Here is a 25,576-nt window from a genome sequence, read left to right on the forward strand (position 1 = left end):
GGGTCGTTGAGCGACTTGGGGAACGCAAAGTGTTTCGCAGAACAGCGCCATCAACGAAGGGACGCAACTTCCTTCACGTCATCAAGCTCGTCTCGCCTTTCGTCACGGTCGTCCTGCTGCAGGCGGCGATCGCCGGGTTTAGCCTGGAGGTGATGTCCTCCGTCCGCGCCTATGTCGCGGGCGAAGCGCTGTGGTCGCGCTCGCAGAAGAACGCCGTCTATTTCCTCAATCTCTATCTGCATTCGGGCGATGCCAGCCAGTTTGCGCAATATCAGGCCGCGCTCGCCGTTCCCATCGGCGACGAGTTCGCGCGCTGGGCGCTCGAGCGCGATCCGGTCGACGTCGAGGCCGCCCGCATAGGCTTCCTGCAAGGCGGCAACCATCCCGATGACGTGCCGGGATTGATCTGGCTGTTCCGCTACTTCAAGCAAGTCAGCTTTCTCAAAGAGGCGATCCGCGAGTGGGCTGCCACCGACCCCATGCTGCTGGAACTGAGCGTGTTCGGCGAGGTCATCCGGTCAGAGCTTGAGAGCGGGCCCGTTCAGGACAGCAAGCGCCTGCAATTATTGTCGTCGCGGCTCTCGGAGCTCAACACTCAGTTCACGGTGCACGCCAAGCGATTCTCCACCGTTCTCGGCGAAGGCTCGCGCGCAATCAAGATGACGCTGACTGGCGTCAATGTCGTCACAGCCATGACGCTGATCCTGCTCCTCATCTGGCACACACGGCGATTGGTGCTGCAACGACAGGCTTTCGAGGATGCCTTGTATGCCGAGAAGGAGCGCCTGGCGCATCAGGCTTCGCACGACTGGCTGACCGGCTTGTCCAACCGTCGCGCGTTCGAGGCCCGCCTGCAAAACGAGTTGGACACCGCGGCGGCTTCGCTGGGCCTGATCCTGCTCGATCTCGACCAGTTCAAGGACGTCAACGACAGTTGCGGTCACCTCGCCGGCGATCGCCTGCTCCGCCAGATTTCACGTCTCCTGCAGCAGGAGCGACGGCCGCATGACCTGGTGGCCCGGCTCGGCGGTGACGAATTCGGCTTGATCCTGCCGCAATGCACGCAGTACGACGCCGTGGACATCGCCGAACGGCTACGCCGGTCGCTGGAGCTATCCGTCTTCGCCTGGGACGATCGTTGCTTTGCAGTGACCGCCAGCATCGGCGTTGCCTACATCACCGACGGCAACACCACGCTCGAGGACGCGATGCGGCGCGCGGACGCTGCCTGCTATCGCGCCAAGGAGAACGGACGCAACCGTGTTCAGGTCGACAACGGGACAATGGACGTCGTCGTCGTCACCTCGCGGCAGCGCAGATCCGCCAGCGCGTAGCAGCGCTCAGCACTTTATCGTACTGGCAGAATCCCGAGCCCCGCGAGATGCGCATCGAGAAATTGTTCGACCTGCTGGCGCAGCATCTGCGGGGGCACGGCTACCATGCGCTCTTCGAGGCCGAGGGAGATGATGCCGTGCACGGCGGAAAACAGGGTGCGTGACAGCAGCGCGATCTGCACGTCGTCTGCATTCGGAAGCAGCCGCACCAGGGGCGGATGCATCAGCGCGAAGGCGTCCATCACCATCTGAAGGATGTCATCGGGGTAAGGGCGGTCGTCCTCCATCCGATGTTCGAACAGCGAGCGCAGCAGATTGGCGTGCTCCGCAAAGAATTCGAGGTAGGTCGCAGCCAGCCCGTAGAGCTGGCGAATGGGATCCTCGGCCGGAACCTGGCCCAGCCGCACCGTCAGCGCATTAACGGTCTCCCGATTCACGGTCAGGATCACGCCATCGAAGTCGCCGAACTCGTTATAGACACTTCCAACCGAGCAGCCGGCGGCGTCCGCGACGTCCCGGACTTTCAACGATTTCAGTCCCTTAGTCGCAATAATGCTGCGAGCGATCTCCACGATCTGCTGCCGTCGGCGAGATTTTTTTCGGTTCCGCAACGATTCATCTTGAACATTGTTCATTCTCAGGATACTCACTTGAACAATGTTCAATTTAACCTGGAGACCTGCAAAATGCAAACCCTCACCGTTGATATCGCCTCCACCTTCGTCGATGACGCCACTGCTCTCGTGACCGGATTTGGCCGCGCCCTCCTGCGGTTCGCGATGGGGCCGATCGATCGCATCGCAAATGCCTGCGACATTGCCGGCGTTTTGACCGAGCGCCGCGCGACCTTCCGGATGTGGCGGGCCAACCGCAGCCGTGCCCGTCATGAGAGCCGCCGTATCAGCCTGCTCGGCCGCCTCTCGCCCTTTCGCCGCCTCGCCCACCTCACCTGAGGCGCGCACGCCTCCTTGCCGGGCGTGATAGAGCCACGACCAGCCATTTGCGAACCAAACGTCGCCACGCGGAGACCAACAGGATCGGAAGGTAAAGGCGCAGAGCAGGCCGGGACGATTGTCGTCAACCCGCAAATGCCCGTCGCATCTCCTCCGATCCCGACGCCCATCCGACAATGAAACAACCTCAGACAGCGTTTCCAAAACAGGACTAGTCATGATCAGGGATTTGATGTCGTCACGCCGCTTCGCGCCGCTGTTCTGGGCGCAATTCTTCTCGGCGCTGAACGACAACGTGCTGAAGAACGCACTCGTCATCATCCTGCTTTACAGCGCCGCGACCGGCCACGGAGATGCGCTGGTGACGGTCGCAGGCGCCGTCTTCATCTTCCCCTATTTCATTCTGTCCGGGCTCGGCGGCCAGCTGGCCGACAAATACGTCAAATCCGTCGTCGCGAGGCGGCTCAAATTCGCCGAGATCTTTGCCGCGGGCTTTGCCGCGGCCGGCTTCTTCCTACACTCGGTGCCGCTGCTGTTCGCAGCGCTCGCGCTGTTCGGCGTCATCGCCGCGCTGTTCGGCCCCGTGAAATACGCGATGCTGCCGGACCAGCTCGAGCTCGGCGAGCTCGCGACCGGCAACGCGCTGGTCGAAGGCGCGACCTTCATGGCCATCCTGCTCGGCACAGTTGCCGGCGGCCAGTTCGTGGCCGGCTCCGCGCATATGGGCTGGGTCGCATCGGCCGTGGTCGTGCTGGCCCTGCTGTCCTGGGCGTTCGCCTCCCGCATTCCCGCGACGACGCCGTCTGCACCCGATCTGCCGGTCAATGCCAATCCCTGGACCTCGACGCTCGGCCTGCTGAAGACGTTGTACGCCGACCACCGGCTGTGGGACGGCACCGTGATCGTCTCCTGGTTCTGGCTGGTCGGCGCCATCGTGCTCTCGCTGCTGCCGGCGCTGGTCAAGGAGGTCATCGGTGGCACCGAGGGCGTGGTGACGTTGTGCCTCGCGATCTTCGCAATCGGCATTGCCATCGGCTCGCTGTTCGCCGCGAATTTGAGCCACGTTCGCCCGAACCTCGCGCTGGTGCCGATCGGCGCCATCATGATGGGGTTTGCCGGTCTCGACCTCGCGTGGGCGATCGGCATAACCACCAAGGGGCAGGACATCACCGCGGGCGACTTCGCGATCTCGTTCGCGGGCCTACGCATGCTGCTCGACTTCGTCGCCTTCGCATTCGGCGGCGGGCTGTTCGTCGTGCCGTCCTTCGCCGCCGTCCAGGCCTGGTCCGCCCCCTCCGAGCGCGCCCGCATCATCGCCGCCGGCAACGTGCTGCAGGCCGCCTTCATGGTGGCCGGCTCGCTTTTCGTCGCGCTGCTGCAGGCCGGCGGATTGCACATCGGCTGGATCTTCTTCGGTCTCGGCGTCGCCAGCTTCGGCGCAGTCTGGTTCGTGCTGACGAAGTGGGGCAAAGAAGGCGTGCGCGACTTTGGCGGGCTGCTGTTCCGCGCGCTGTTCCGCACCGAGGTCCGCGGGCTGGAGAACCTGCCGCCTGCTGGCACGCGCATGCTGATCGCGCCCAACCATGTCAGCCTGATCGACGGCCCGCTGCTGCACGCCGTGCTGCCGATTGACGCGAGCTTCGCAGTCGATACCGGCATCGCCAAGGCCTGGTGGGCCAAGCCGTTCCTGCGGGTGGTCAAGCACTACACCATGGACCCCAGCAAGCCGCTCGCCGCGCGCGATCTCATCAAGCTCGTCGCCGCCGGCGAGCCGGTGGTGATCTTCCCGGAGGGACGCATCACCGTCTCCGGCTCGCTGATGAAGGTCTATGACGGCACCGCGATGATCGCGGACAAGGCCGACGCGGTCGTCGTCCCGGTCCGCATCGAAGGCGCCCAACGCTCGCATCTCAGCTATCTCAACGGTAGCCAGATCAAGCGCACGTGGTTTCCGCGAGTGACCGTCACCATCCTGCCGCCGGTCAAGCTTCCGGTCGATCCGTCGCTCAAGGGCAAGACGCGCCGCAATGCCGCGGGCGCAGCACTTCAGGACGTGATGATCGACGCGATGGTGAAGAACGCCATGCTCGATCACACCCTGTTCGAGGCGCTCGGACACGCCTATCGCGACCGCGACACCGGCAAGGTCATCATCGAGGACGCGCTCGGCACCAAGCTAACCTATCGCAAGCTGATCCTGGGCGCGCAGGTCTTGAGCCGAAAGCTGGAGAACGGCACCGCTGTCGGCGAGAATGTCGGCGTGCTGCTGCCGAATTCCGCGGGCGTCGCCGTCGTCTTCATGGCGTTGCAAAACATCGGCCGGGTGCCGGCGATGCTCAACTTCTCGGCCGGCCCGGTCAACGTGCTCGCCGCCATGAAGGCCGCACAGGTGAAGACCGTGCTGACGTCCAAGGCCTTCATCGAGAAGGGCAAGCTCGACAAGCTGATGGCGGCGATCTCCGCGGAAGTTCGCGTCGTCTATCTCGAGGATGTCCGCGCCTCGATCGGCACGGCCGACAAGATCAAGGGCTTGCTCGCCGGTACTACGCCGCGCGTCGTCCGCCAGGCGAGCGATCCGGCCGTCGTGCTGTTCACGTCGGGCTCGGAAGGCACACCCAAGGGCGTTGTGCTCTCCCATCGCAACATCCTTGCGAACGCCTCACAGGCGCTGGCGCGGGTCGATGCCAACGCCAATGACAAGGTGTTCAACGTGCTGCCGGTGTTCCACTCGTTCGGGCTGACCGGGGGAATGATGATGCCGCTGCTCGCGGGCATTCCGATCTACATGTACCCCTCGCCGCTGCACTATCGGATCGTGCCCGAGCTGATCTACCAGACCGGCGCCACGATCCTGTTCGGCACCGACACGTTTCTCACCGGCTACGCCCGCTCGGCGCATGCCTATGACTTCCGCACCCTGCGCCTGGTGATCGCCGGCGCCGAAGCGGTCAAGGATCGCACCCGACAGGTCTTCATGGAGCGCTACGGCATCCGCATCCTCGAAGGCTATGGCGTCACCGAGACGGCGCCGGTGCTGGCAATGAACACGCCGATGGCCAATCGTCCCGGCACGGTCGGACGCCTGTCGCCGCTGATGGAAAGCCGCCTCGACCCGGTCCCCGGCATCGAGGACGGCGGCCGCCTGTCGGTGCGCGGACCGAACGTGATGCTCGGTTATCTCAGGGCCGAAAATCCCGGCGTGCTCGAACCGCTCGCCGAGGGCTGGCACGACACCGGCGACATCGTGGCGATCGACCCGGCCGGCTTCATCACCATCAAGGGCCGCGCCAAGCGCTTTGCCAAGATCGCCGGCGAAATGGTCTCGCTGTCCGCGGTCGAGAACATCGCGACGGCGCTGTGGCCGCAGGCCGCATCGGTTGCCGTGTCGATCCCGGACCCGCGCAAGGGCGAGCGCATCGTGCTGCTGACGACGGAAAAGAACGCCGAGCGCAGTGCGATGCAGGGCCAGGCCAAGGCGATCGGCGCCTCCGAGTTGACTGTGCCCGCGGCGATCATGGTGGTCGACAAGGTGCCACTGCTCGGCACCGGCAAGACCGACTACGTCACCGCAACGACGATGGCTCGCGAGCAGGCGTCCGCGCCGGAGCGCGAGATTGCCTAAGAGAGATGCACGTGGCGCTCCAATCAGGCGAGGCGCGATGCCCGGGAGTGGTTCTGCTTCACGGCATCGCGCGCACCTCGGCGTCCCTGACCAGACTGGAACGGGCGCTCCGGGCAAGCGGCTTCGCAACGCTCAACATCGACTATGCCAGCCGCAGCAAACCGATCACGGCGCTCGCGGACGATATCCACCCGGAAATCGCCCGCTTCGCCGAACGTGACGCGCCGCTGTATTTCGTCGCACATTCCATGGGGGGTCTGGTGACGCGCGCCTATATCGCAAAACACCGTCCGGACCGGCTTGCCGGCGTGGTGATGCTTGGCACGCCACACGGCGGCAGCGAGGTCGCCGATCTCCTCATCCGATATCGCCTCTACAGCGCATTCTACGGACCCGCCGGGCTCGAGCTTACTACTACGTCCACGCCCCGGTCCGACGCCCCGCCCGCCGTGGACTATCCCGTTGCCGTGATCGCGGGAAGCCGCTTCATCGATCCCGTGGCAGGTCTCTTCATTCTGCCGAAGCCGAATGACGGACGGGTCTCAGTGCAAAGCACGATAGTAGCAGGCATGGCCGACCATATCGTCGTCAAGGCGTCCCATACCGGACTTCCGCGTCACGCCGCCGCGATCGAACAGACGATCGCTTTCCTGCGCGACGGCCGCTTCCGACCGTCTGAATCTCAGGAGCCGGCTTCTTCGCGACGCTCCTGCGCGTAACGCACCAGCGCTGCGAAGCGATAGATGCCGTGCACGAACTTGCCGTAGGGCATGGTGACGAACAGCGCGAACACTGCGCCCAAATGCAACGCAAGCAACGGCCCCATGGCTGCGGTCTCGCGCAGGAGCAGAAGCAGCATGCCGGTGAAGCCGGTCAGGAACAGCATGGCGATGAAGCCGATATCCATGCCGTAGCGTTGCTGGTCGAGCAGCGCCGGATCGCGCCGCATCTTGGCGATAAAGAGGCCGATCGGCCCGATGATCAGACCGACGCCGCCGAGGGTGCCGAGCACCACCGGCAGATCCCACCACGGATACGGCGCCTCGCGACCGAGCAGATAGTGATACAGCGTGGCGACTGAGGTCGCGGCGAAGCAGAGCAGGAAGCCGTAGAAGGTCAGGTGATGATATAGCTTGCGCCGGTCGGTGGGCTTGTCATCCTCATTGTAGCAGCCGACGCCGCCACCATGGAGATAGCGCAGCTCACCAGCATCGCGCATTGCCTGAAAGATGGAGCCGCCGTCCGCACGGCCGCCGATCGGCGGACCGATATCCCGCCAGAAGGCACGCACGCTCATCACCAGCACGAAAATCGCATAAAGGAAAGCGGCGCTGAATAACGCCGCCATCGCGTTGTGCGGCATCAACTTGTAGAACGCGCCGGGGCCGGTGTGCACGCCGAACAGCACGCTGCGGTCGTTCAGTGCCGCGAAGCCGAGGATGAAGGCAGCCATGCTGAGCGCGGCGACGATGCTGATGACGAGACCATTGCGCGCGAAGGCACCGGACAGCGCCTGCGGCCAGGCATAAGCCGCGTAGGATTCCGCGCGCGCGATCGCCAGCGTCTGCGGGACGTTGACGTTGAATTCGTGCGGCGGCGAGAACTGGCAGTCGACGTAGCAGGCGCCGCAGCCATGGCAGAGATTGGCGAGATAATTGAGGTCCCCGTCGGAGAAGGCGCGCCGCATCTCCATGGCGGGAAAAACCGCGCAAAGACCCTCGCAGTAACGGCAGGAATTGCAGACCGTCATCAGGCGGTCGGCTTCGTCCAAAATTCTGGTTCCGTGCATGGCTTTACTTCGTCAGGCCTTTGCCCTCGAGCCATTTCTGGATCAGGGCGGCGACCTCGAGGTTGTTCTTGTCCATCATCACCATATGCGAATTGCCCTTGATGCCGGCCTGCGGGAGATCGACGATGTCGACACTGCCGCCGGCCGCTTTGATCGCGTCCGCAAAGGCGATGCCGTTGGCGCGAATCTTGGGCCAGCGGGAATCGCGCTCGATATAGTCGCCGTAGATGATGAGGGTCGGGATGTTCTTCAGCACATCCGCCTTGGCGGGATCGCCGATGCCTGCCGGCTCGATCGCAATCAGCGCCTTGACCTTGTCTGGTCGGGCTTGCGCGACCTTGAAACCGAAGGTGCCGGCCTGGCTGTGGAACAGGAGCACCGAGGGGCCGACGCGATCGATCTCGGCGATATAGGCGGCGATGGTCGCATCGTCGGTCGTGGTCCAGCGCGGTACGTTCTGCTTGACGAAATTCTCGTAACCCTCGACGGGGAACTGGTTGCCCGGCAACAATTTTCGCTTGGCTGGATCGGGATCGTAGGAATTCGGCCCATCACCGATGCGGAAACGCTCGAACGGATTGGCCGTGGTCAGGAAGACCGGCTCGCTCTTGAAAATATCTGGGTATTGCGCCCAGCCCGCGCGTCCGCGCTCTACCGCATCGGAGTTATAGACCGCCCACCCCTTGCGTAGAAAATAATTCAGCCAGCCTTCGCATCCATCGGGCGTGGTCTCGTAGGTGACGCCGGTCAATCCGCCGCCGTGCCACATCAGCAAAGGATAGGCACGCTTCTCGTTTGCCGGCAGGAAATACTGCACGTACATCTGCTCGACCTGATACGTGCCGTTGGGATCGACCTTGGCCGGCACTCCGCCGGGCGCGAACACGACCTCCCTCACCGGCTTGCCCGAGATTTCGACAAGACGGCCACCGACATGGAACGAACCCATGTCTCGTAGCGTGATCGGCTCGGCCGCATGGGCGTGGCCGACGATCAGCAGCGCCGCTATCGCAGAAATCGCAATGCGTGACATGGTTCTCCCTCGTCTTTTCTTCGTCCTAGTTCTTCGCGTGGCGCGCCGCTTCGTGTCCTGCAATCCGCCCGAACACGCTGCCGATGGTCATGCCCATGCCAGCGGCATAGCCCTTCCCGAGCACATTGCCGGCCATGATCTCGCCGGCAGCGAACATGTTGGCCGACGGTTTGCCGTCGGCCATCAGCATGCGCGCTTCCCTGGTCACGCGCGTGCCGAGATAAGTGAAGGTGATGCCGGGCCGCACCGGATAGGCGAGGTAAGGCGGCGTCTCGATCCGCCGCGCCCAGTGCGTCTTCGGCGGCGTGACGCCTTCGGTGCGGCAGTCGTCCAGAATGGTGTGGTCGAAGGTGCCGGGCTGCACCGCGGCGTTGAATTCGGTGATGGTCTTTTCCAGTGCGGCCGGATCGATCTCGAGCTTGGCGGCGAGCTCAGCCACGGTCTGCCCTGCGATCGGCGGAAACAGCGTCGGCATGAAGCTCGTGACCACCGTGGAATCGAAGATGATGTAGGCGATCTGGTCGGGCTGCGCGGCCACCAGCCGGCCCCAGATCGCGTAGCGCTTCGGCCAGATGTCCTCGCCCTCGTCATAGAAACGCTGCGCGTGCTTGTTGACGACGATGCCGAACACGACCGAGTCGTGGCGCGTGATGATGCCACCGTCGAATTTCGGCGCGCGAGCGTCGATCGCGACCGCATGGCACTGGGTGGGATCGCCGACCTCCTGCACGCCCTTGTCGAGCAGCATCTTCAGGATTGAGCCGCGGTTATAGGGCGTGCCGCGGATCAGGAAATTGTCGGCGGCCTCGCCCCAATATTGCTTCAGCCATTCGATGTTGGCCTCGAACCCGCCGGCGGCGGCGACCAACGACGTCGCGCGGATCTCGGTGTTGCCCTTGATCGGCCGTTTGAGGCGGGCGGCGAGGAACATGCCGTCCTCGATCACGAGGTCGGTGACCTCGGCGTCGTATTCGACCTCGACGCCGAGCTTCTCGGCGGTGAGATAAAGTGCGTTCAACATCGCGCGGCCGCCACCGAGAAAGAAGGAGTTGGTGCGACCGAGGCTCAGCGTGCCGCCGAGTGAGGGCTGCCAGCGCACGCCCTGCTCCACGATCCAGTTCAAAATGTCCTTGGACTCACGGATCATGTGCCGGGCGAGCACCTCGTCGGTCTGCCCGCCGGTGACGCGCAGGAGATCCTCCCAGAACTCTTCCTCGGTGTAGGGGCCGGTCAGGATTTCGGTCGCTTCGTCATGGGCGCAGCGCATGTTGCGGGTGTGGCGCGTGTTGCCGCCGCGATAGAATTTTGGCGCGCCTTCGAGCACCAGCACCGACGCCCCACCGCGTCGCGCGCTGATCGCCGCACAGAGCGCAGCGTTGCCGCCGCCGATCACCAGCACATCGTATTTGCTGCTCATGCCGTCTGCCCGATGCGACGAAGTTGGAGACATTCTGCCCGCCGGCGGCCCCCGGTCAGATCCGGGGCCATTGCGCACCTTTGTATACAAAGATATACAGACGTGCAGCAAGCGCCACCGCTGCATGGGCAGGATGCGCGAGCCCACGAGGATGGATGGCAAGACGCCCGACAAAGGCAGGCGGCTCGATCGCGCGCGGCGGCGACGTGGCGCTCGGCGAAGCCGTGTTCCGCTCACTCTGCGAGGCGCTGCAGGCCGGCAGCTACCGCGCGGGCGACCGCCTGCGCGAGGAAGAGGTCGCCCAGCGGCTGAAGGTCAGCCGTACGCCGGTGCGGGAGGCTCTGGGGCGGCTCGCGGCACGCGGGTTCGTCGAACCTGCCGGCGGCCGCGGCCTGATCGTACGCAACCTCGACATCTCGGAGGTGCTCGAGCTCTACGCCATGCGCGAGATCATGGAGGGCGCCGCTGCCCGACTTGCGGCCGAGCACGCCTCGACGCCCGAAATCGATGCACTCCGAGATATCGAGCAGACTTTTGTCGAAGCGTCCGAGACCAACCCGGCCGAGATGGCAGGAGAAATGGCAAGGCTCAACCGCGCCTTCCACGAAGCGATCTGCCGCGCCGCGCGCAACCGCTATCTCGACAACGCTTCGCGGGAATTGCAGGACTGGATCGCGCTACTCGGTCCGACCACCTTCACGGTAACAGGCCGTCCCTCGACCAGCCACAGCGAGCACCAGGCCATCATCGACGCCATCGCGGTTCGCGACGGCGGCCAAGCGGAGCAGCTCGCGCGTGCACACATCCGCGAAGCGCTACGCTGTCGGCTGAAGCTGTTGCAAAAGCAGTAGCAGAGCGCGCGCTCAGGCGACCAGTTCCGCGACGATCGCCTTCAACACGTCCCGCACATCGCCCGGACTGAGCCGCACTTGCAGTCCGCGCTGACCGCCATTGACGTACACGTAAGTATGCGCCAGCGCGCTCTGCTCGATCACGGTGCGCACGGGCTTCCGCTGCCCGAATGGGCTGATGCCGCCAACCTTGTAGCCGGTGAGGCGCTCGGCCTCCGGCGGCTTCATCATCTGCGCCGACTTGCCGCTGAAAGCAGCGGCGAGCTTCTTCATCGAGACTTCCTGATCGGATGGGACGATCACGCAGACCGGTTTGCCGTCGATGAGCGCCATCAGCGTCTTCAATACGCGCGCGGGATCCTCGCCGAGTGCGGCAGCCGCCTGGAGGCCGATGCTTTCGGCATCGGGATCATAGTCGTAACCGTGAACGGTGAAGGCAACCTTTGCGGCTGTGAGCGCGCGTGTGGCTGGGGTGGCTTTGGACATGGATCAGGTTTATCACCGTCATTGCGAGGAGCGAAGCGACGAAGCAATCCAGAATCTTGCCGCGGAGGCAGTCTGGATTGCTTCGCTTCGCTCGCAATGACGGCGCGTCCTACTCCGCCGCGTCCCGCAACTCGGCGCGCTCGGCTCTCGCCGCGCAGAACTTGAACTCCGGGATCTTGCCGAACGGATCGAGCGCCGGGTTGGTCAGGAGATTGGCCGCCGCTTCCGCGTAGCAGAACGGCATGAAAACCATGTTCTCGGGAACGTCGCGGTCGGAGCGCACCTTGACCTCGACCGCGCCGCGGCGGGTCTCGAGCCGAATGAAATCGCCCGGCGCGAGCTTCTTCCTGTGCATGTCCTTTGGCGACATGAACGCAACCGCCTCGGGCTCGATCTGGTCGAGCACCTGCGCGCGGCGGGTCATCGAGCCGGTGTGCCAATGCTCGAGCACCCGGCCGGTCGAGAGCACCATCGGATATTCGGCGTCGGGGATCTCATCCGGCGGAATGACGTGAGCCGGCACGATCTTGCCGCGGCCGCTCGCGGTCGGGAAGCCCGTGGTGAAGATGATCTCGTTGCCGGGCACGTCGGGACCGTCGACCGGATAGGTCACCGCGCCCTCGCGGACCAGCCGCTCCCAGGTGATGTTCTTCAGCGACGGCATCAGTTCTGCCATCTCGGTGAAGACATCGCCGGGCCCGGCATAATTCCACGGCAGGCCCATGCGCTTGCCGATCTCCTGGATGATCCAGAGATCCTGCCGCGCATCGCCCGGCGGCTTGATCACCTGGCGCGCGAGCTGCACGCGGCGATCGGTGTTGGTGAAGGAGCCGTCCTTTTCGGCAAACGCCGAGGCCGGCAGGATGACGTCGGCGTGGAACGCGGTCTCCGTGACGAAGAGGTCCTGCACCACGAGATGATCGAGCATGGCAAGCGCTTGGCGCGCGTGCTGAAGATCGGGGTCGGACATCGCGGGATTCTCGCCCTCGATATACATGCCCTTGATCTCGCCGGCGTGGATCGCGTTCATGATCTCGACCACGGTCAGGCCGCGCACGGGATCGAGATCCTGGCCCCACAGCTTCTCGAACGCACCGCGCATGTCGTCGCGGCCGACCGGCTGATAGTCCGGCAGGAACATCGGGATCAGACCGGCATCGGAAGCGCCCTGAACGTTGTTCTGGCCGCGCAGCGGATGCAGGCCGGTGCCGGGGCGGCCGACCTGGCCGGTGATCAGCGCCAGCGCAATCAGGCAGCGCGCATTGTCGGTGCCGTGGACATGCTGGCTGATGCCCATGCCCCAGAAGATGATCGACGATTTTGCCCGCGCATACGTTCGCGCGACCTCACGCAGGGTCTGCGCCGGGACGCCACAGATCGGCTCCATCTTCTCCGGCGTGAACTCCTTGATCTTCTCCTTGAGGTCCTCGAACCCCTCGGTGTAGCCGGCGATGTACTGATCGTCGGTCAGCCCTTCGGTGATGATCGTGTGGATCATCGCGTTCAGCATGGCGACATCGGAGCCCGGCTTGAACTGCAGATGCTTGGTCGCATGGCGCGACAGCGTCTGCCGGCGCGGGTCCATGACGAACAGCTTTGCGCCGTTCTGCTTGACCGCATTCTTGATGAAGGTCGCGGCGACAGGATGATTCACGGTCGGGTTTGCGCCGATCACGATGATCACCTCGGCGTCCATCGCAGCCGAGAACGGCGCCGACACCGCGCCCGAGCTCAGGCCTTCGAACAGCGCCGCGACCGACGACGCGTGGCACAGACGTGTGCAATGGTCGACGTTGTTCGAACCGAAGCCGGTGCGCACCAGCTTCTGGAACAGATAGGCCTCCTCGTTGGAGCCCTTCGCCGAGCCGAAACCGGCAAGCGCCTTCACGCCCTTCTCGTCGCGAATCTTGACGAGGCCCTTGGCCGCGATGTCGAGCGCTTCTTCCCAGCTCGCTTCGCGGAAATGCGTGAACGGATTGGCCGGATCGACCTGGTCGTTGGAATCCTTCTTCGCATTCGGCAGCCGCACCAGCGGCTTGGTCAGGCGATGCGGATGGTGGATGTAGTCGAAGCCGAAGCGGCCCTTGACGCAGAGGCGGTTGCGATTGGCCGGGCCGTCGCGGCCCTCGGCATAGATCACCTTCTCGTCCTTGACCTCATAGGTCACCTGGCAGCCGACGCCGCAGAACGGACAGAGCGAATCCACCTTCTTGTCGGCATAGACGACACGGGTCTGCTGCTCGTCGAGCATCACCGCCGGCATCAGGGCCCCGGTCGGACAGGCCTGCACGCATTCGCCGCAGGCGACGCAGGTGGACTCGCCCATAGGATCGTCGAAGTCGAACACGATTTTCGAGCCATGACTGCGATAGGCCATGCCGATGACGTCGTTGACCTGGACCTCGCGGCAGGCGCGCACACACAGGCCGCACTGGATGCAGGCGTCGAGATTGACGCGCATTGCCGGATGGCTGGCATCGGTCGCCCAACGCTCGGCGGCGGGGAAGCGGCTCTCGGTGACCCCCGTGGTTTCGGCCCAATGCCAGAATTTGGAGTCCGGATCGTGCGAGGTCTCGCGCGCCGGCTGATCGGCGACCAACAGCTCCATGACCATTTTTTGCGCGGAAACAGCGCGCGCGCTCTCGGTCTTCACCTTCATGCCGACCGATGGCGTGCGCTTGCAGGACGCCGCGAGCACACGCTCGCCTTCGATCTCGACCATGCAGGCGCGGCAGTTGCCGTCGGGGCGATAGTCCGGCGCCGGCGAATAGCACAGATGCGGAATCTCGCGACCCTGGCGTTTTGCGACCTGCCAGATCGTCTCGCCTGCATTGGCCTCGACCTGCTTGCCGTCGAGCTCGAACGTAATCTTCGTCATTCGGCCGCTTCCTTGAACTCGTCAGGGAAATATTTGATCACAGTGGACAGCGGATTCGATGCCGCCTGTCCAAGCCCGCAGATCGAGGCATCGCGCATCGCCTGGCTCAATTCGTCCAGGAGAGCGCGGTTCCAGACCGGTTGCTGCATCAGAGCCGCGGCCTTCTGGGTTCCGACGCGACACGGCGTGCACTGGCCGCAGCTCTCGTCCTCGAAGAACTTCATCAGGTTCAACGCAGCCGCGCGCACGCTGTCCTTCTGCGACAGGATCACGATCGCGGCAGAGCCGATGAAGCAGCCGTATTTTTCAAGCGTGCCGAAATCGAGCGGGATATCGTCCATCGCCGCCGGCAGGATGCCGCCGGATGCGCCGCCCGGCAGGTACGCATAGAACTGTTGGCCGTCGGCCATGCCGCCGCAATATTCGTCGATCAGCTCGCGCACGGTAATGCCAGCAGGCGCGAGCTTCATGCCCGGATTCTTGACGCGGCCCGAGACCGAGAAACTGCGCAGACCGTGCCGCTCATGGCGGCCGTGGCCCTTCCACCAATCGGCACCCTTCTCGACGATGTCACGCACCCACCACAAGGTCTCGATGTTGTTGATCAACGTCGGCAGGCCGAACAGGCCGACCTGGAATGGATAAGGCGGCTTGTGCCTGGGCAGGCCCCGCTTGCCCTCTATGCTCTCGAGCAGCGAGGATTCCTCGCCGCAAATATAGGCGCCGGCGCCGCGGCGCATATGCAGCGTCGGACCGCCCGGCGGGAGCTTTGAAATCTCGCGCTCGAGGATTTCGCGCGACGCCGGATATTCGTCGCGCAGGTAGATGTAGATATCCGAGGCCTGCACCACATGGGCGCCGATCAGCATGCCCTCGAGGAAGCGGTGCGGATCGCTTTCGAGATAGACGCGATCCTTGAATGTGCCGGGCTCGCCTTCGTCGCCGTTGATTGCCATCAGGCGCGGGCCGGGTTCACCAAGTACCGCCCGCCATTTGCGCCCCGTCGGGAATCCGGCGCCGCCGAGACCGCGCAACGAGGCGTCGTCGAGCGCCTTCAGCAGGTCGTCGGTCGCTAGCTCGCCCGAGCGCAGGCGATTGAGCAGCTTGTAGCCGCCGTCGGCGACATAGGCGTCATAGCCGATATATTTGGGCAGATGCGCGTGGGTGTCGCCAGCCTTCGCCGCCGCCATGATATTGGCGACCGTCGCGTGGTCAACAAAGTTGTGTCCGACTTCCGCGGCAGGCGCCGTATCACAACGACCGACGCAGGGCGCACGCACCACGCGGATGCCGGGACCGGACGCATCTTGCAACTCGGCAAGCAGCTTCTCTCCGCCGAGCATCGCGCAGGTCAGCGAATCGCAGACGCGGATCGTCAGCGGTGCGATATCGGGCTCACCTTCCTTCACCACGTCGAAATGTGCGTAGAAGGTTGCGGTCTCGAACACTTCGGCGAAGGCAAGCTTCATCTCGTCGGCGAGCGCGGCGAGATGCGCGGCCGAGATCTGGCGGTACTTGTCCTGGATCAGATGCAGATATTCGATCAAGAGATCGCGACGTCGCGGCCTGTCGCCGAGCAGTTGCGCGATTTCATGCGCGGCGGTGGGATCGACCTGCCGTCCCTTGGGCGTGGACTTGGCGCGTTTCCGTCCCTGACCCGGATGCTCGAATTCTCTGACCTTGTGAACGTCGTCGTTGCTGCTCATGGAGACGTCGCGTTCTCTTCAAATGCGTGATGAGTTTAGGCCGGATCGCCAAGCGATGCGCCTTCGTTTCCTGATTCGATCAGCGGAACCACCAGTTCCCGAGTCCCGCCGACCAAGCCAAATTCGACGCAACTCTAATCTCTGGTATGCCAGATGCAAGACAATTTAGAGCGTCTCTAGAGTGATTTAGGAGGCAGGCGGTCGCCCGCCATGCCCTTTACGCAAGCGTCGGAGGGAACCCGATCTCAGGTCTTGCTCATGCACTCTTCGATGTAGAACCAGCGGTCATCGCCGGCGAGGCCTTTGGCTTTCACGTCGGCGCGACAGGCCTTGAGCTTCGGCTTGTTGGCCGCCCACTTCGCCTTCATGTCTTTTAGCTTCTGCATCGTGAGCTTCATCTTGCCAGGCTTGGCTTCGGTCGTTGCAGCAGGCGCCGCCGGTGTCGTTGCCGTCTGCGCGGATGCGGCATGAAGGCCAGCGACGACCAACACGGCCGCAAGGCAAATTCGAAGGCAAGTTCGGTTGCGAATCATTTCAATCCCCTAAGTCCCATTCTTGATGATGTCTGAAAGGCCAACGAAACGGGACGCCTGATGAGCATCCCGCTTCCGTCTCGACGGCGGTCAGAAGATCTTGACCGCGCTCTCTAATGTCTTCCAAACACCCCAAAGCAGGGGGACGCCGACGAAGGCCCAGAACATCGCCGCCTTGGCGTCGAGCCCGCCAAAACCGATGCCGTAGGAGCCGTGCGGCCCCGCGGCGGCGGCGTTGGCGCTTGCAGCCTGCAACTTGGCGACATCGGCCTCCTTCATGTGCCACTTCGAATCGACCGGCTTGATCAGATAGTTGCAGATCAAACCTGCGATCAGCATCGCACAGAGGATGTACATCGTCGTGTTGTAGAGCTGATCGCGCGGCACGCCGGCCGCGAGCTGGAACTCGCGGATGTAGTTGACGACGACGGGGCCGATGATGCCCGCGGTGGACCACGCCGTCAGCAGCCGGCCATGGATGGCGCCGACGAACTGGGTTCCGAACATATCGGCGAGGTAGGCCGGCACGGTGGCGAAGCCGCCGCCATACATCGACAGGATGATGCCGAAGCCAAGCACGAACAGGAGCTTCGAACCCATCGCCGCAAAAGTCGGCGCCAGCGCGTAAAGCACGATGCCGAGGATGAAGAACGTATAGTAGGTGTTCTTGCGACCGATCTTGTCCGACAGCGATGCCCAGAAGAAGCGGCCGCCGATGTTGAACAGCGACAGCAATCCGGCGAAGCCCGCGGCGATCGCGGCGATCTGCGCCTTCTGCCCCGCATCGAGCGCGTTGAAGCCGACGTTAGGCAGGCCGATCAACTTGCCGGCGAATATCTCCTGGAGCATCGGCGAGGCCATGCCGATCACGCCGATGCCGGCCGACACGTTCAGGCACAGCACCCACCAGATCAGCCAGAACTGCGGCGTCTTGTGCGCGTCGTTGAGATGGACGTTGGCCTTCGAGATCATCGCATTGGCCTTCGACGGCGCGGTCCAGCCCTCGGGCTGCCAGCCGGGCGGCGGCAAGCGATAGCGGAACGCGCCGATCATCATGAACACGAAGTAGATGACGCCCATCGTGACGAAGGTCTCCCAGACGCCGACCGAGGTCGGAGTCTTGAAGTAGTTCATCAAGAGGTTCGCCAGCGGCGCGCCGATCATGGCGCCGCCGCCGAAGCCCATGATGGCCATGCCGGTCGCCATGCCGCGGCGGTCCGGAAACCATTTCACCAGCGTCGACACCGGCGAGATGTAGCCAAGGCCGAGACCGATGCCGCCGATCACGCCCGAACCCAGCCACAACAGCCAGAGCTGATGGGTGTAAACCCCGATCGCACCGAGGAAGAGGCCGCCGCACCAGCACAGCGCCGAGACGAAGCCGGCCTTGCGCGGGCCTACGCGCTCCAGCCAGCCGCCCCAGACCGCAGCCGCGATACCGAGCAGCACGAAAAACAGCGTGTACATCCACCCCATGCTGGCGACCTTCCAGTCGCAGCTGGTCGTGAACAGCTCCTGAAACAGCGACATCTCTGCGCACGCCTTCGGCGCGGTCACTCCGATCGCGCGCGACAGCGGCAGCCAGAACACCGAGAAGCCGTAGGCCATGCCGATGCAGAGATGGATGCAAAGCGCAGCCGGCGGCACCAGCCAGCGGTTGAACCCGGCGGTCGCGATGGTCCGCTCGCGATCCAGAAAACCTGCGCCGGCACCCGAAAGTGTTCCAGCGCTCTCGATGGTAGACATGCATTCCTCCCCTAAAGCCGCCCTTCTGAGCGGCCTGCCACGACGGTCCTGTTTCTCAGCCTGCAGCGCAGCCTTTGTCCCTGCTGCTCCGCACAATGATCGACGCGCGCCAGGATCGTCACGCGCATCCGAGACGTTAAACCCCTAACCTTGGGGGCTATGCCCGACACCACGGCCGGGCTTCTTTCGAGGGCCCATTTGCTCCGCATATCGCAGGCAAGACTCGACCTCCGCGTCTCGGCGGAGGAACTCAATTGGGGCAGAAGTGGTGATCGATGTCGATAGACAAAAGGTAGGTATCAACCGAGTGACCGCCGGCTAAGTGGGCGGCGCACCATTGATATTTTCTATCGATCGATCGGCCTTCTCAATCAAGAACACGATACGCGCCTCGCTGCGCTCGGTGATCTCCACCATGTCGCCGGTCTCCCGGATCAGGTTTGGAATGTCAATCACCGACAGGGGATCGGTGCAGTACACTTCGAGCTGATCGCCCGGCTGCAACGGCTTCAGCGCTTTGCGCGTCTTCAGGGCAGGCAGCGGGCATTTCAGTCCGGTGAGATCGAGCGTCGTTCTGGTCATCGGCGCAACATGGCGGGAGGGGCCAATGGCGTCAACGCCAAGACAAGGTCCAGATTCAGAGCAAGTCGGCATAGGACAAGAAACCCACGCTCTGCCCCGGCTCGACGCGCGTGACCTCCTCATCGAGCTCGATGAGGCCGTCGGTGTCGACCAGCGAGGACAACAGCCCTGCCCCCTCGCGTGGAAACTTGATTGCCTCGAGTGCGCCGTCCTGCATGCGCCGCAAGGAGGCGCGAACATATTCGCGACGCCCCACCTTCTTCTTGTAGGTGAATGCCGCGCGCACCGGAATCGGCAACAGCGGCGCCGGCAGGCTGCCCGCAAGCGCCAGCACCGTCGGCCGCACCACATGCACGAAGGTGACGAAACTCGCGACGGGATTGCCGGGCAATCCGATCAGCGGCGTGCCCTCGATGATGCCCATCGCCACAGGCCGTCCCGGCTTGATCGCCATCCGCCACAACACCAGCGAGCCGATGCTCTCGACCGCCGCCTTGACGTGATCCTCCTCCCCGGTCGATACGCCGCCGGTGGTGAGGATCAGATCGTGGCTGCCTGCTACCCGCTTCAGGCCATCCGCAAGCGAAGTGCGTTCGTCGCGCAAGATGCCGAGATCACTGACGTCGCAGCCGAGCCGGCGCAGCATCGCCATCAGCATCAAGCGGTTGGAGTCGAACAGCTGCGAGGCTGCGCGCGGCTCGCCGGGCGAGGCCAGTTCGTCACCGGTCGAGAACACCGCGACACGGACGCGCCTGACGACGTCGAGCCTGAGAAGGCCGAACGCGGCCGCGAGCGCGACATGCTGCGGCAGCAAGCGCTGTCCTGCGCGCAGCGCGATATGGCCCTGGGGAATGTCCTCTCCCGCAGGGCGGACATTCGCGCCCGGCTTGAGCCCTGGCGGCAGCACAATTCGGCCGGCATCATCGACCTGCACGTCTTCCTGCATGAAGACGGTTTCGGCATCCGGCGGCATCGGCGCGCCGGTGAAGATGCGCGCGGTGTGGCCGGCCTTGATCGGCGCCAGTGCCAGACCGCCGGCCTGGATGCGGCCGTCGAGCGGGAGTGCCCGCTCGACGCTGTCCGGAAGATCTGCGTTGCGCACGGCGTAGCCGTCAACAGCGGAATTGGTGAAGGGCGGCAACGGAAGCGGCGCCGCGATATCGCGGGCCAGCACCCGCCCATCTGCATCAATGAGCGCCACGGTTTCGAGATCAACAATCGCGTTGACGCGCGTCGTGATCAGGCCAACGGCCTCGTCGACCGACATCATCGGTCCGCCGAAGGCAAAACAATCGTCCGACAGTTGAGCCATGGTGCCTCGTCAGCGCATCGCAGCGCTTTTCGCGACCGCTTCCTCGACTGGCATCGCGGCGCGCAGCAGCAATTCCGCGGCTGCAGCGATATCGTCGAGATGGACGGTCGGCAGTCTGGTTTCAATGGCGACGTCGGCCGCGATCCCGAAAATTCCTGGATCATCGGGAAACAGCAACGGCTTGTCGTTGGCGGCGCGATGCACCTCGATCTTGCGATGCGGCTCGCGCTTGAAACCCTCGACCACGACGAGATCGACCGCCGACAATCTGCTCAACAGTTCCGGCAGACGCGGCTCTGCCGCCCCGCGCAACTCGTGCATCAGCGCCCAGCGATTTGACGAAGCAACCAGCACCTCGGCCGCGCCGGCCTCGCGATGGCGCCAGGAATCCTTGCCGGGCACGTCGACGTCGAACTGGTGATGCGCATGCTTGATGACCGAGACGCGCAAGCCAAGCGCATTGAAATGCGGGATCAGCCGCGTCAACAGCGTGGTCTTGCCCGCACCGCTCCAGCCCGCAAGGCCGATGACTTTCATGCCAGCTCCGTCTCCCCGAACGACCTGGTCCTTGATGGAACCACTCTCTCCTCCGTCGTTGCGAGCGCAGCGAAGCAATCCAGGAATGCATCCACGGCGGCAGCCTTGATTGCTTCGCTTCGCTCGCAATGACGAATAGGCGGCATTTCGTTCTCTCGCTAGCATGCTTATATCGGCTTGACCCGAATGTCATGCTAACGTCGCGGCCATGATGAAGATCGACAAAGCCCCAGTGCCCCTGATCGTCCCTGACACCGAGGACCCGCGGCTCACCGAGAGCGTGACCGGGATCGACCAGTCCGGCGCCAGGATGGAGATCAAGGTGCCGGTGGAGCGCCCGCTGACGCTCTACCTGAATTCGCAGGAGATCGTCACCATGATGACGATCGGAGACTATCCGGAATATCTGGCGCTGGGCTATTTGCTCAATCAGAACATGCTGAAGTATAATGACGCGGTCACCGAGGTCGAATACGACGACGATCTCCAGGTCGTGGTGGTGCGCACCGAGCACCACACCAATTTCGAAGCCAAGCTGAAGAAGCGCACGCAGACCTCGGGCTGCGCGCAGGGCACCGCCTTCGGCGATCTGCTGGAGGCGGTCGAGAGCGTGGCGCTGCCGAAAGCGGAGCTGCGTACCTCCTGGCTGTACCAGATGACTCAGACCATCAACACCATGCCCTCGCTCTATCTGGAAGCCGGTGCGATCCACGGCTGCGTGCTGTGCAGGGAGGGCGAACCGCTCTGCTACACCGAGGATGTCGGCCGTCACAACGCCGTCGACAAGATCGCGGGCTGGATGTACCGCCACGGCGTCGATGCATCCGACAAGATCCTCTACACCACGGGACGGCTCACCTCCGAGATGGTGATCAAGACGGTCCGCATGGGAATTCCGATCCTGGTGTCGCGCTCCGGCTTCACCGCCTGGGGCGTCGATCTCGCCCGGCAGGTGGGCTTGACGCTGGTCGGACGCGCGCGCGGTAAGCGGTTCATCGCGCTGTCGGGGGAAGAGCGCATCGTCTACGACCAGAACCTCGCTTATGTCGAGGAGGAATCGGCCAAGCACAAGCGCAAGGGTGAAGGTGGTGACGATTAGCTGTCCGACCACGCAAGGCGTGCTGCTCGCCGGCGGCCTCGCGCGGCGCATGGGCGGCGGCGACAAGCCGATGCGCACCATTGGCGGTCGCACCATCCTGGAACGCGTGATCGCGCGCCTATCACCCCAATGCAGCGGGCTGATCCTCAATGCCAACGGCGATCCCGCCCGCTTCGCCACGTTCGGTTTGCAGGTCGTCGCCGACGACGTGCCCGACTTTCCCGGTCCGCTCGCCGGCATCCTTGCCGCGCTCGACTGGACCGCGGCGAACCGGCCTGAGGTGGAATGGGTGCTCAGTGCCGCCGGCGACTGCCCATTCCTGCCGCGCGATCTGGTCGCGCGCTTGCATGAAGAACGCATCGCGGCGAATGCCGAGCTCGCCGTCGCAGCGTCAGGCGACCAATCGCATCCGGTGATCGGCTTGTGGCGCGTTGGCTTGCGCGACGAACTGCGTCACGCTCTGGTGGTCGAAGACCTCCGCAAGATAGATCGCTGGACCGCGCGTTATCCGCTCGCGACCGTAACATGGCCGACCGAGCCGCTCGATCCGTTCTTCAATGCCAACACGGTCGAGGATATCGCGGAAGCCGAACGGCTGGCCGCACTGGATGCGGCGTATTAATCAAGCGCTACGCCGGTCGGAATCCGGCCCGCTCCAGCGCGGCGCGCGCTTCGTCCGAACTGAGTGCAGCGAGAAAGGCCTGCACTGCCGGCCGCTGCTTGCGCGCCGTCACCAGCGCGAAGTCATAATGCTCCTCCGCGAGCGGAATGAAACCGAGGCCGACCGCATGGGCGACCGGCGCAATGGTCATGCCCCAGTCGGCGCGATGCTGTGCGACCGCTGCGGCCACCGCGTTGTGCGAGCGCGGCTGGTTCCAATAGCCGTCCGGGCGCGCACCACCGAGCAACCGGTCGATCAGGATGCGCGTGCCGGCGCCCTGGTTGCGGTTGACCATGATGCAGGAGGGATCCGCGAGCGCCGCGGCGACGGCGTCCTTCGCGCTGTGGCCTTCGAAACGCTTGTCGCCCTTGCGGAACACGATGCCCTGCATCCGCCGCCAGCCCGGCACGAGCTCGAGCCCTTCAACGAGGTAAGGCGTATTGTAGGCTTCGCTCTTGTCATCGAACAGATGGATCGGCGCAAGATCGCATTCGCCGCGCCGTGCCGCCGCAAGTCCGCCGAGACTGCCGACCGCAATCGAGCGCACGGTCAGGCCGGCATGCGCGAGTTGCGCCGTGACGAGATCGAGGCCAGTGCAATGGCTGCCCACGATGACGAGATCGGGCACCCGCACATGCGGCGTGAACAGCGTCACCTCGGCCTCGGTCCCGGCCGGCATTTGGTCGGCGAGCGCGTCGATGCGCAGAAAACCGTCGGCCTGCGCGAATGAAGTGATCGCACCGGACCCCTTGCCGGAGGGAAAGGCGATCAAGCCGTCCTTGCCTTCGACCAGCGAGACCATGACGAATTCGGTGCGGCCGAGCTCGGAAGCAATGCGCACCGGCACGGTTGCGCTCACCTTGGCATCGGAGCGCGGGGGCAGTCCGGCCATTTTGCGCAGCACCGGCACGATCATGTCGTGGAAGGTGAACATCGCCGAGGTCGGAAATCCCGGCAGGATCACCACCGGCTTGCCGTCGCACACCGCAAGGCACAGCGGCTTGCCGGGCTTGAGCGCAATGCCATGCGCAATGATGCCGGGCTGACCGAGCCGGCCGATGATGCGATGGGACAGGTCGCCCGCGCCTTTCGACGTGCCGCCGGAGAGCACCAGCATGTCGGCGTCCGCGAGCGCACGTCGCATGGCGGCTTCGAGCTGAACTTCGTCGTCGGGAATGGCACCGAGGAAAACCGCCTCTCCGCCGTTCTCGTCGATCGCAGCAGTGACGATCGCGCCGTTGGTGTCGTAGATCGCAGCAGGCGCGAGCACCGCGCCGGGCTGAACCAGTTCGTCACCGGTGGAGATCACGGCAACACGAGGTTTGCGCACGACGCTCACCTCGGCAAGACCGCAAGCCGCCAGCATGCCGACCTCGCGCGAGCCGATGATCGTGCCGGCGCGCAGCAGCGCCTCGCCGCGCGCGATATCGGATCCTGCGTAGGATACGAATTGCCCGGGCGAGGCCGCGCGACGGACGTCGATCGCCCCCGATCCTGCCGGCTGGGTATGCTCGACCATGACCACGGCATCGGCACCGCGCGGCAGCGGACCGCCGGTGGCAATCGGCGTTGCCGTTCCCGCGGCGACTTGCAGCGCCGGTACGATGCCGCAGTGAATGGTCTCGCCATTCAGCCCGAGGCGAACCGCCGCGCCTTCGCCGGCTGTTGCAAGGTCCGCTGAGCGCACCGCAAAGCCGTCGACATTGGAACGGTCGAACGGCGGCACGTCGATTGGCGCAGTGATGTCTTCAGCGAGCGACGCGCCGAGCGCAGCACCGAGTTTGCGCGTTTCACTCGGAAGCGCGCGCGGAAACAGCGCGGCCTCGAAGCGAGCCAGGGCCTCCTCGCGGGAAAGGATTTTGAGGAACTGCTCCTGCTCGAGCGCGCTGCGGACTTGCGATTGCGGGATCATGGTCATGCTAAACCCATATCATTCCCGAATCAGATAGGCATCGACCGGCGCGCCCGCTGCAAATCCCTCGTGGTTGGCGGGAACAAGCAGCCATGCATCTGCACGGGCAATTGCCTGGAGCGGCCATTCTCCTACCGCAAGCGGCACCCAGGCATGATGTTCCTCGGCCAGCAGGACCATTTCGGCGATCCCGACGCTTGATGCAATTTTTCGCGCGAGCGGCAAGGCTATCTGTCGGCGCGGCAGCCGCGTCGATAGCCGGTCGAGGAGCGGCAGCACGAGCGCAAGCCAGACCGCAAGCCCGTGATCCGGCGATCCGGGCAAGGCGACGACAGGAATGGTTCCGAGCCGCCCGATTGCGGCGGTGCGTCCGGGCTGGAGCGCAAGACCATGGGCGATCACATGACCATGCCGAGCCAGCGCCGTGACGGCTGCATCCTTGCGACCGAGACCGCTGCCGCCGATCGTCAGCAGGAGATCGCAGGTGGGCGCGCCGAACGCCCCCGCAATCGATCCCGCGTCTCGCGCGCCGGCCTCGTGCGTTTGCACATCCAGTCCTGCGGCGCGTGCGATGTCCGCAATCAGATGCATGGTCCCCGTTGCGCCTGGTACATTGACAATGCGCAGCCGCGGACGGCGCACGCTCAGTCGGTCCAGTCCGGCGGCGCGCGCCAGCAGCGGAGCGCCAGGACCGATCGGATACCCCTCTGCCGCGGCAGGCGTGCGTCCGTCGATGTCACTTCCAGCGCGCCTGACGCCTTGCCCTGGCACGCTCTCCGCCAACACCTGGACTAGCGGACCAGATACCTCGACTGCGTCGGCATCGAGCACACAGTCGCATCCGGCCGGCATCGCGTCGCCGGCGTCGACCCAAGGGGGCGCTGTTGCGAGAGGCAGCGGTGAATAGGAGGACGCGCCGACCAGATCATTGGCGCATAGCGCCCAGCCGTCGGCGGCAGCGACGTCACGGGACGGTCGGGCCGCGAGCAGCGGATTGCCGGCCGCGATGCAGCCGGCCGCTTCGCTCAGCGGCAACTCCACCGCCGCGACCGGATCAAGCCCCGTCAGCAACGCGGCGAGCGCGGCGTCGAGCGGCGTCAGCGATGGCGGCAGGCGCTGGGTCAT

General features: G+C 64.4%; 20 protein-coding genes. 6 read left to right on the forward strand and 14 right to left on the reverse strand.

Features of this window, described 5'->3' with window-relative positions:
- Nucleotides 1-29 precede the first annotated feature (29 nt).
- A complete protein-coding gene (locus AC0L3C_RS11200; RefSeq protein ID WP_473282263.1) occupies nt 30-1,334 on the forward strand; it encodes a GGDEF domain-containing protein in 1,305 nt (434 codons plus the stop codon).
- Nucleotides 1,335-1,348: 14 nt separating this feature from the next.
- On the opposite strand, the gene AC0L3C_RS11205 is transcribed toward AC0L3C_RS11200, so the two are convergent.
- Nucleotides 1,349-1,969 (reverse strand): TetR/AcrR family transcriptional regulator, encoded by a 621-nt coding sequence (locus AC0L3C_RS11205; protein ID WP_473282315.1) that lies wholly within the window; start codon nt 1,967-1,969, stop codon nt 1,349-1,351.
- Between the two features lie 535 nt (nt 1,970-2,504).
- Between AC0L3C_RS11205 and AC0L3C_RS11210 the strand changes: the two genes are divergently transcribed.
- Nucleotides 2,505-5,909 (forward strand): acyl-[ACP]--phospholipid O-acyltransferase, encoded by a 3,405-nt coding sequence (locus tag AC0L3C_RS11210; RefSeq protein ID WP_473407992.1) that lies wholly within the window; start codon nt 2,505-2,507, stop codon nt 5,907-5,909.
- A gap of 5 nt (nt 5,910-5,914) precedes the next feature.
- Nucleotides 5,915-6,628, forward strand: coding sequence for an esterase/lipase family protein (locus AC0L3C_RS11215; RefSeq protein ID WP_473407993.1), 714 nt, complete (start codon nt 5,915-5,917; stop codon nt 6,626-6,628).
- Here the strand turns inward: AC0L3C_RS11215 and tcuB are convergent.
- Genes tcuB through tcuA form a run of 3 tightly spaced genes read right to left on the reverse strand, consistent with a single transcriptional unit; the run spans nt 6,592 to nt 10,148 of the window.
- A complete protein-coding gene (tcuB, locus tag AC0L3C_RS11220; protein WP_473407994.1) occupies nt 6,592-7,698 on the reverse strand; it encodes a tricarballylate utilization 4Fe-4S protein TcuB in 1,107 nt (368 codons plus the stop codon). The two genes, AC0L3C_RS11215 and tcuB, sit on opposite strands and share 37 nt — an antisense overlap.
- Nucleotides 7,699-7,702: 4 nt before the next feature.
- On the reverse strand, nt 7,703-8,731 hold the full coding sequence (locus tag AC0L3C_RS11225; RefSeq protein ID WP_473407995.1) for an alpha/beta hydrolase: 1,029 nt from the start codon (nt 8,729-8,731) through the stop codon (nt 7,703-7,705).
- 25 nt (nt 8,732-8,756) lie between these two features.
- The gene (gene tcuA / locus AC0L3C_RS11230; protein ID WP_473407996.1) at nt 8,757-10,148 is read right to left on the reverse strand and encodes an FAD-dependent tricarballylate dehydrogenase TcuA; all 1,392 of its coding nucleotides are present in this window, start codon (nt 10,146-10,148) and stop codon (nt 8,757-8,759) included.
- A 155-nt stretch (nt 10,149-10,303) separates the two neighbouring features.
- Between tcuA and AC0L3C_RS11235 the strand changes: the two genes are divergently transcribed.
- Nucleotides 10,304-10,999: a GntR family transcriptional regulator gene (locus AC0L3C_RS11235; RefSeq protein ID WP_473282251.1), complete on the forward strand. Its 696-nt coding sequence runs from the start codon at nt 10,304-10,306 to the stop codon at nt 10,997-10,999.
- 12 nt (nt 11,000-11,011) lie between these two features.
- Here AC0L3C_RS11235 and ybaK read toward each other — a convergent pair whose 3' ends face one another.
- The 8 genes from ybaK to mobB form a co-directional block, all read right to left on the reverse strand.
- The gene (ybaK, locus tag AC0L3C_RS11240) at nt 11,012-11,485 is read right to left on the reverse strand and encodes a Cys-tRNA(Pro) deacylase (protein ID WP_473407997.1); all 474 of its coding nucleotides are present in this window, start codon (nt 11,483-11,485) and stop codon (nt 11,012-11,014) included.
- 109 nt (nt 11,486-11,594) lie between these two features.
- Complete coding sequence (fdhF, locus tag AC0L3C_RS11245; protein ID WP_473407998.1) at nt 11,595-14,363, reverse strand: formate dehydrogenase subunit alpha; 2,769 nt, start codon at nt 14,361-14,363, stop codon at nt 11,595-11,597.
- A complete protein-coding gene (locus AC0L3C_RS11250; protein WP_473407999.1) occupies nt 14,360-16,069 on the reverse strand; it encodes an NADH-ubiquinone oxidoreductase-F iron-sulfur binding region domain-containing protein in 1,710 nt (569 codons plus the stop codon). Before AC0L3C_RS11250 ends, fdhF begins: the two co-directional genes overlap by 4 nt.
- Before the next feature lie 245 nt (nt 16,070-16,314).
- A complete protein-coding gene (locus AC0L3C_RS11255) occupies nt 16,315-16,602 on the reverse strand; it encodes a hypothetical protein (RefSeq protein ID WP_473263297.1) in 288 nt (95 codons plus the stop codon).
- A 90-nt stretch (nt 16,603-16,692) separates the two neighbouring features.
- On the reverse strand, nt 16,693-18,348 hold the full coding sequence (locus AC0L3C_RS11260; RefSeq protein WP_473263298.1) for an OFA family MFS transporter: 1,656 nt from the start codon (nt 18,346-18,348) through the stop codon (nt 16,693-16,695).
- A 318-nt stretch (nt 18,349-18,666) separates the two neighbouring features.
- Nucleotides 18,667-18,930, reverse strand: coding sequence for a sulfurtransferase TusA family protein (locus AC0L3C_RS11265; protein ID WP_473408000.1), 264 nt, complete (start codon nt 18,928-18,930; stop codon nt 18,667-18,669).
- Nucleotides 18,931-18,985: 55 nt separating this feature from the next.
- Complete coding sequence (locus AC0L3C_RS11270) at nt 18,986-20,242, reverse strand: molybdopterin molybdotransferase MoeA (protein ID WP_473408001.1); 1,257 nt, start codon at nt 20,240-20,242, stop codon at nt 18,986-18,988.
- 9 nt (nt 20,243-20,251) lie between these two features.
- Nucleotides 20,252-20,779 (reverse strand): molybdopterin-guanine dinucleotide biosynthesis protein B, encoded by a 528-nt coding sequence (mobB, locus tag AC0L3C_RS11275; protein ID WP_473408002.1) that lies wholly within the window; start codon nt 20,777-20,779, stop codon nt 20,252-20,254.
- A 208-nt stretch (nt 20,780-20,987) separates the two neighbouring features.
- Here mobB and fdhD point away from each other — a divergent pair, with 208 nt between their 5' ends.
- Both fdhD and mobA read left to right on the forward strand, forming a co-directional pair.
- A complete protein-coding gene (gene fdhD / locus AC0L3C_RS11280) occupies nt 20,988-21,878 on the forward strand; it encodes a formate dehydrogenase accessory sulfurtransferase FdhD (RefSeq protein WP_473408003.1) in 891 nt (296 codons plus the stop codon).
- On the forward strand, nt 21,823-22,500 hold the full coding sequence (gene mobA / locus AC0L3C_RS11285; RefSeq protein ID WP_473282239.1) for a molybdenum cofactor guanylyltransferase MobA: 678 nt from the start codon (nt 21,823-21,825) through the stop codon (nt 22,498-22,500). The genes fdhD and mobA overlap by 56 nt, the downstream gene beginning before the upstream one ends.
- Nucleotides 22,501-22,507: 7 nt before the next feature.
- Here the strand turns inward: mobA and AC0L3C_RS11290 are convergent, their stop codons facing one another.
- Both AC0L3C_RS11290 and AC0L3C_RS11295 read right to left on the reverse strand, forming a co-directional pair.
- The gene (locus AC0L3C_RS11290) at nt 22,508-24,457 is read right to left on the reverse strand and encodes a molybdopterin biosynthesis protein (RefSeq protein WP_473263304.1); all 1,950 of its coding nucleotides are present in this window, start codon (nt 24,455-24,457) and stop codon (nt 22,508-22,510) included.
- A gap of 12 nt (nt 24,458-24,469) precedes the next feature.
- Entirely contained in the window at nt 24,470-25,576 is a 1,107-nt protein-coding gene (locus AC0L3C_RS11295) for a molybdopterin-binding protein (RefSeq protein WP_473408004.1), read from the reverse strand.

The sequence above is a fragment of the Bradyrhizobium sp. WSM4872 genome (assembly GCF_055811715.1).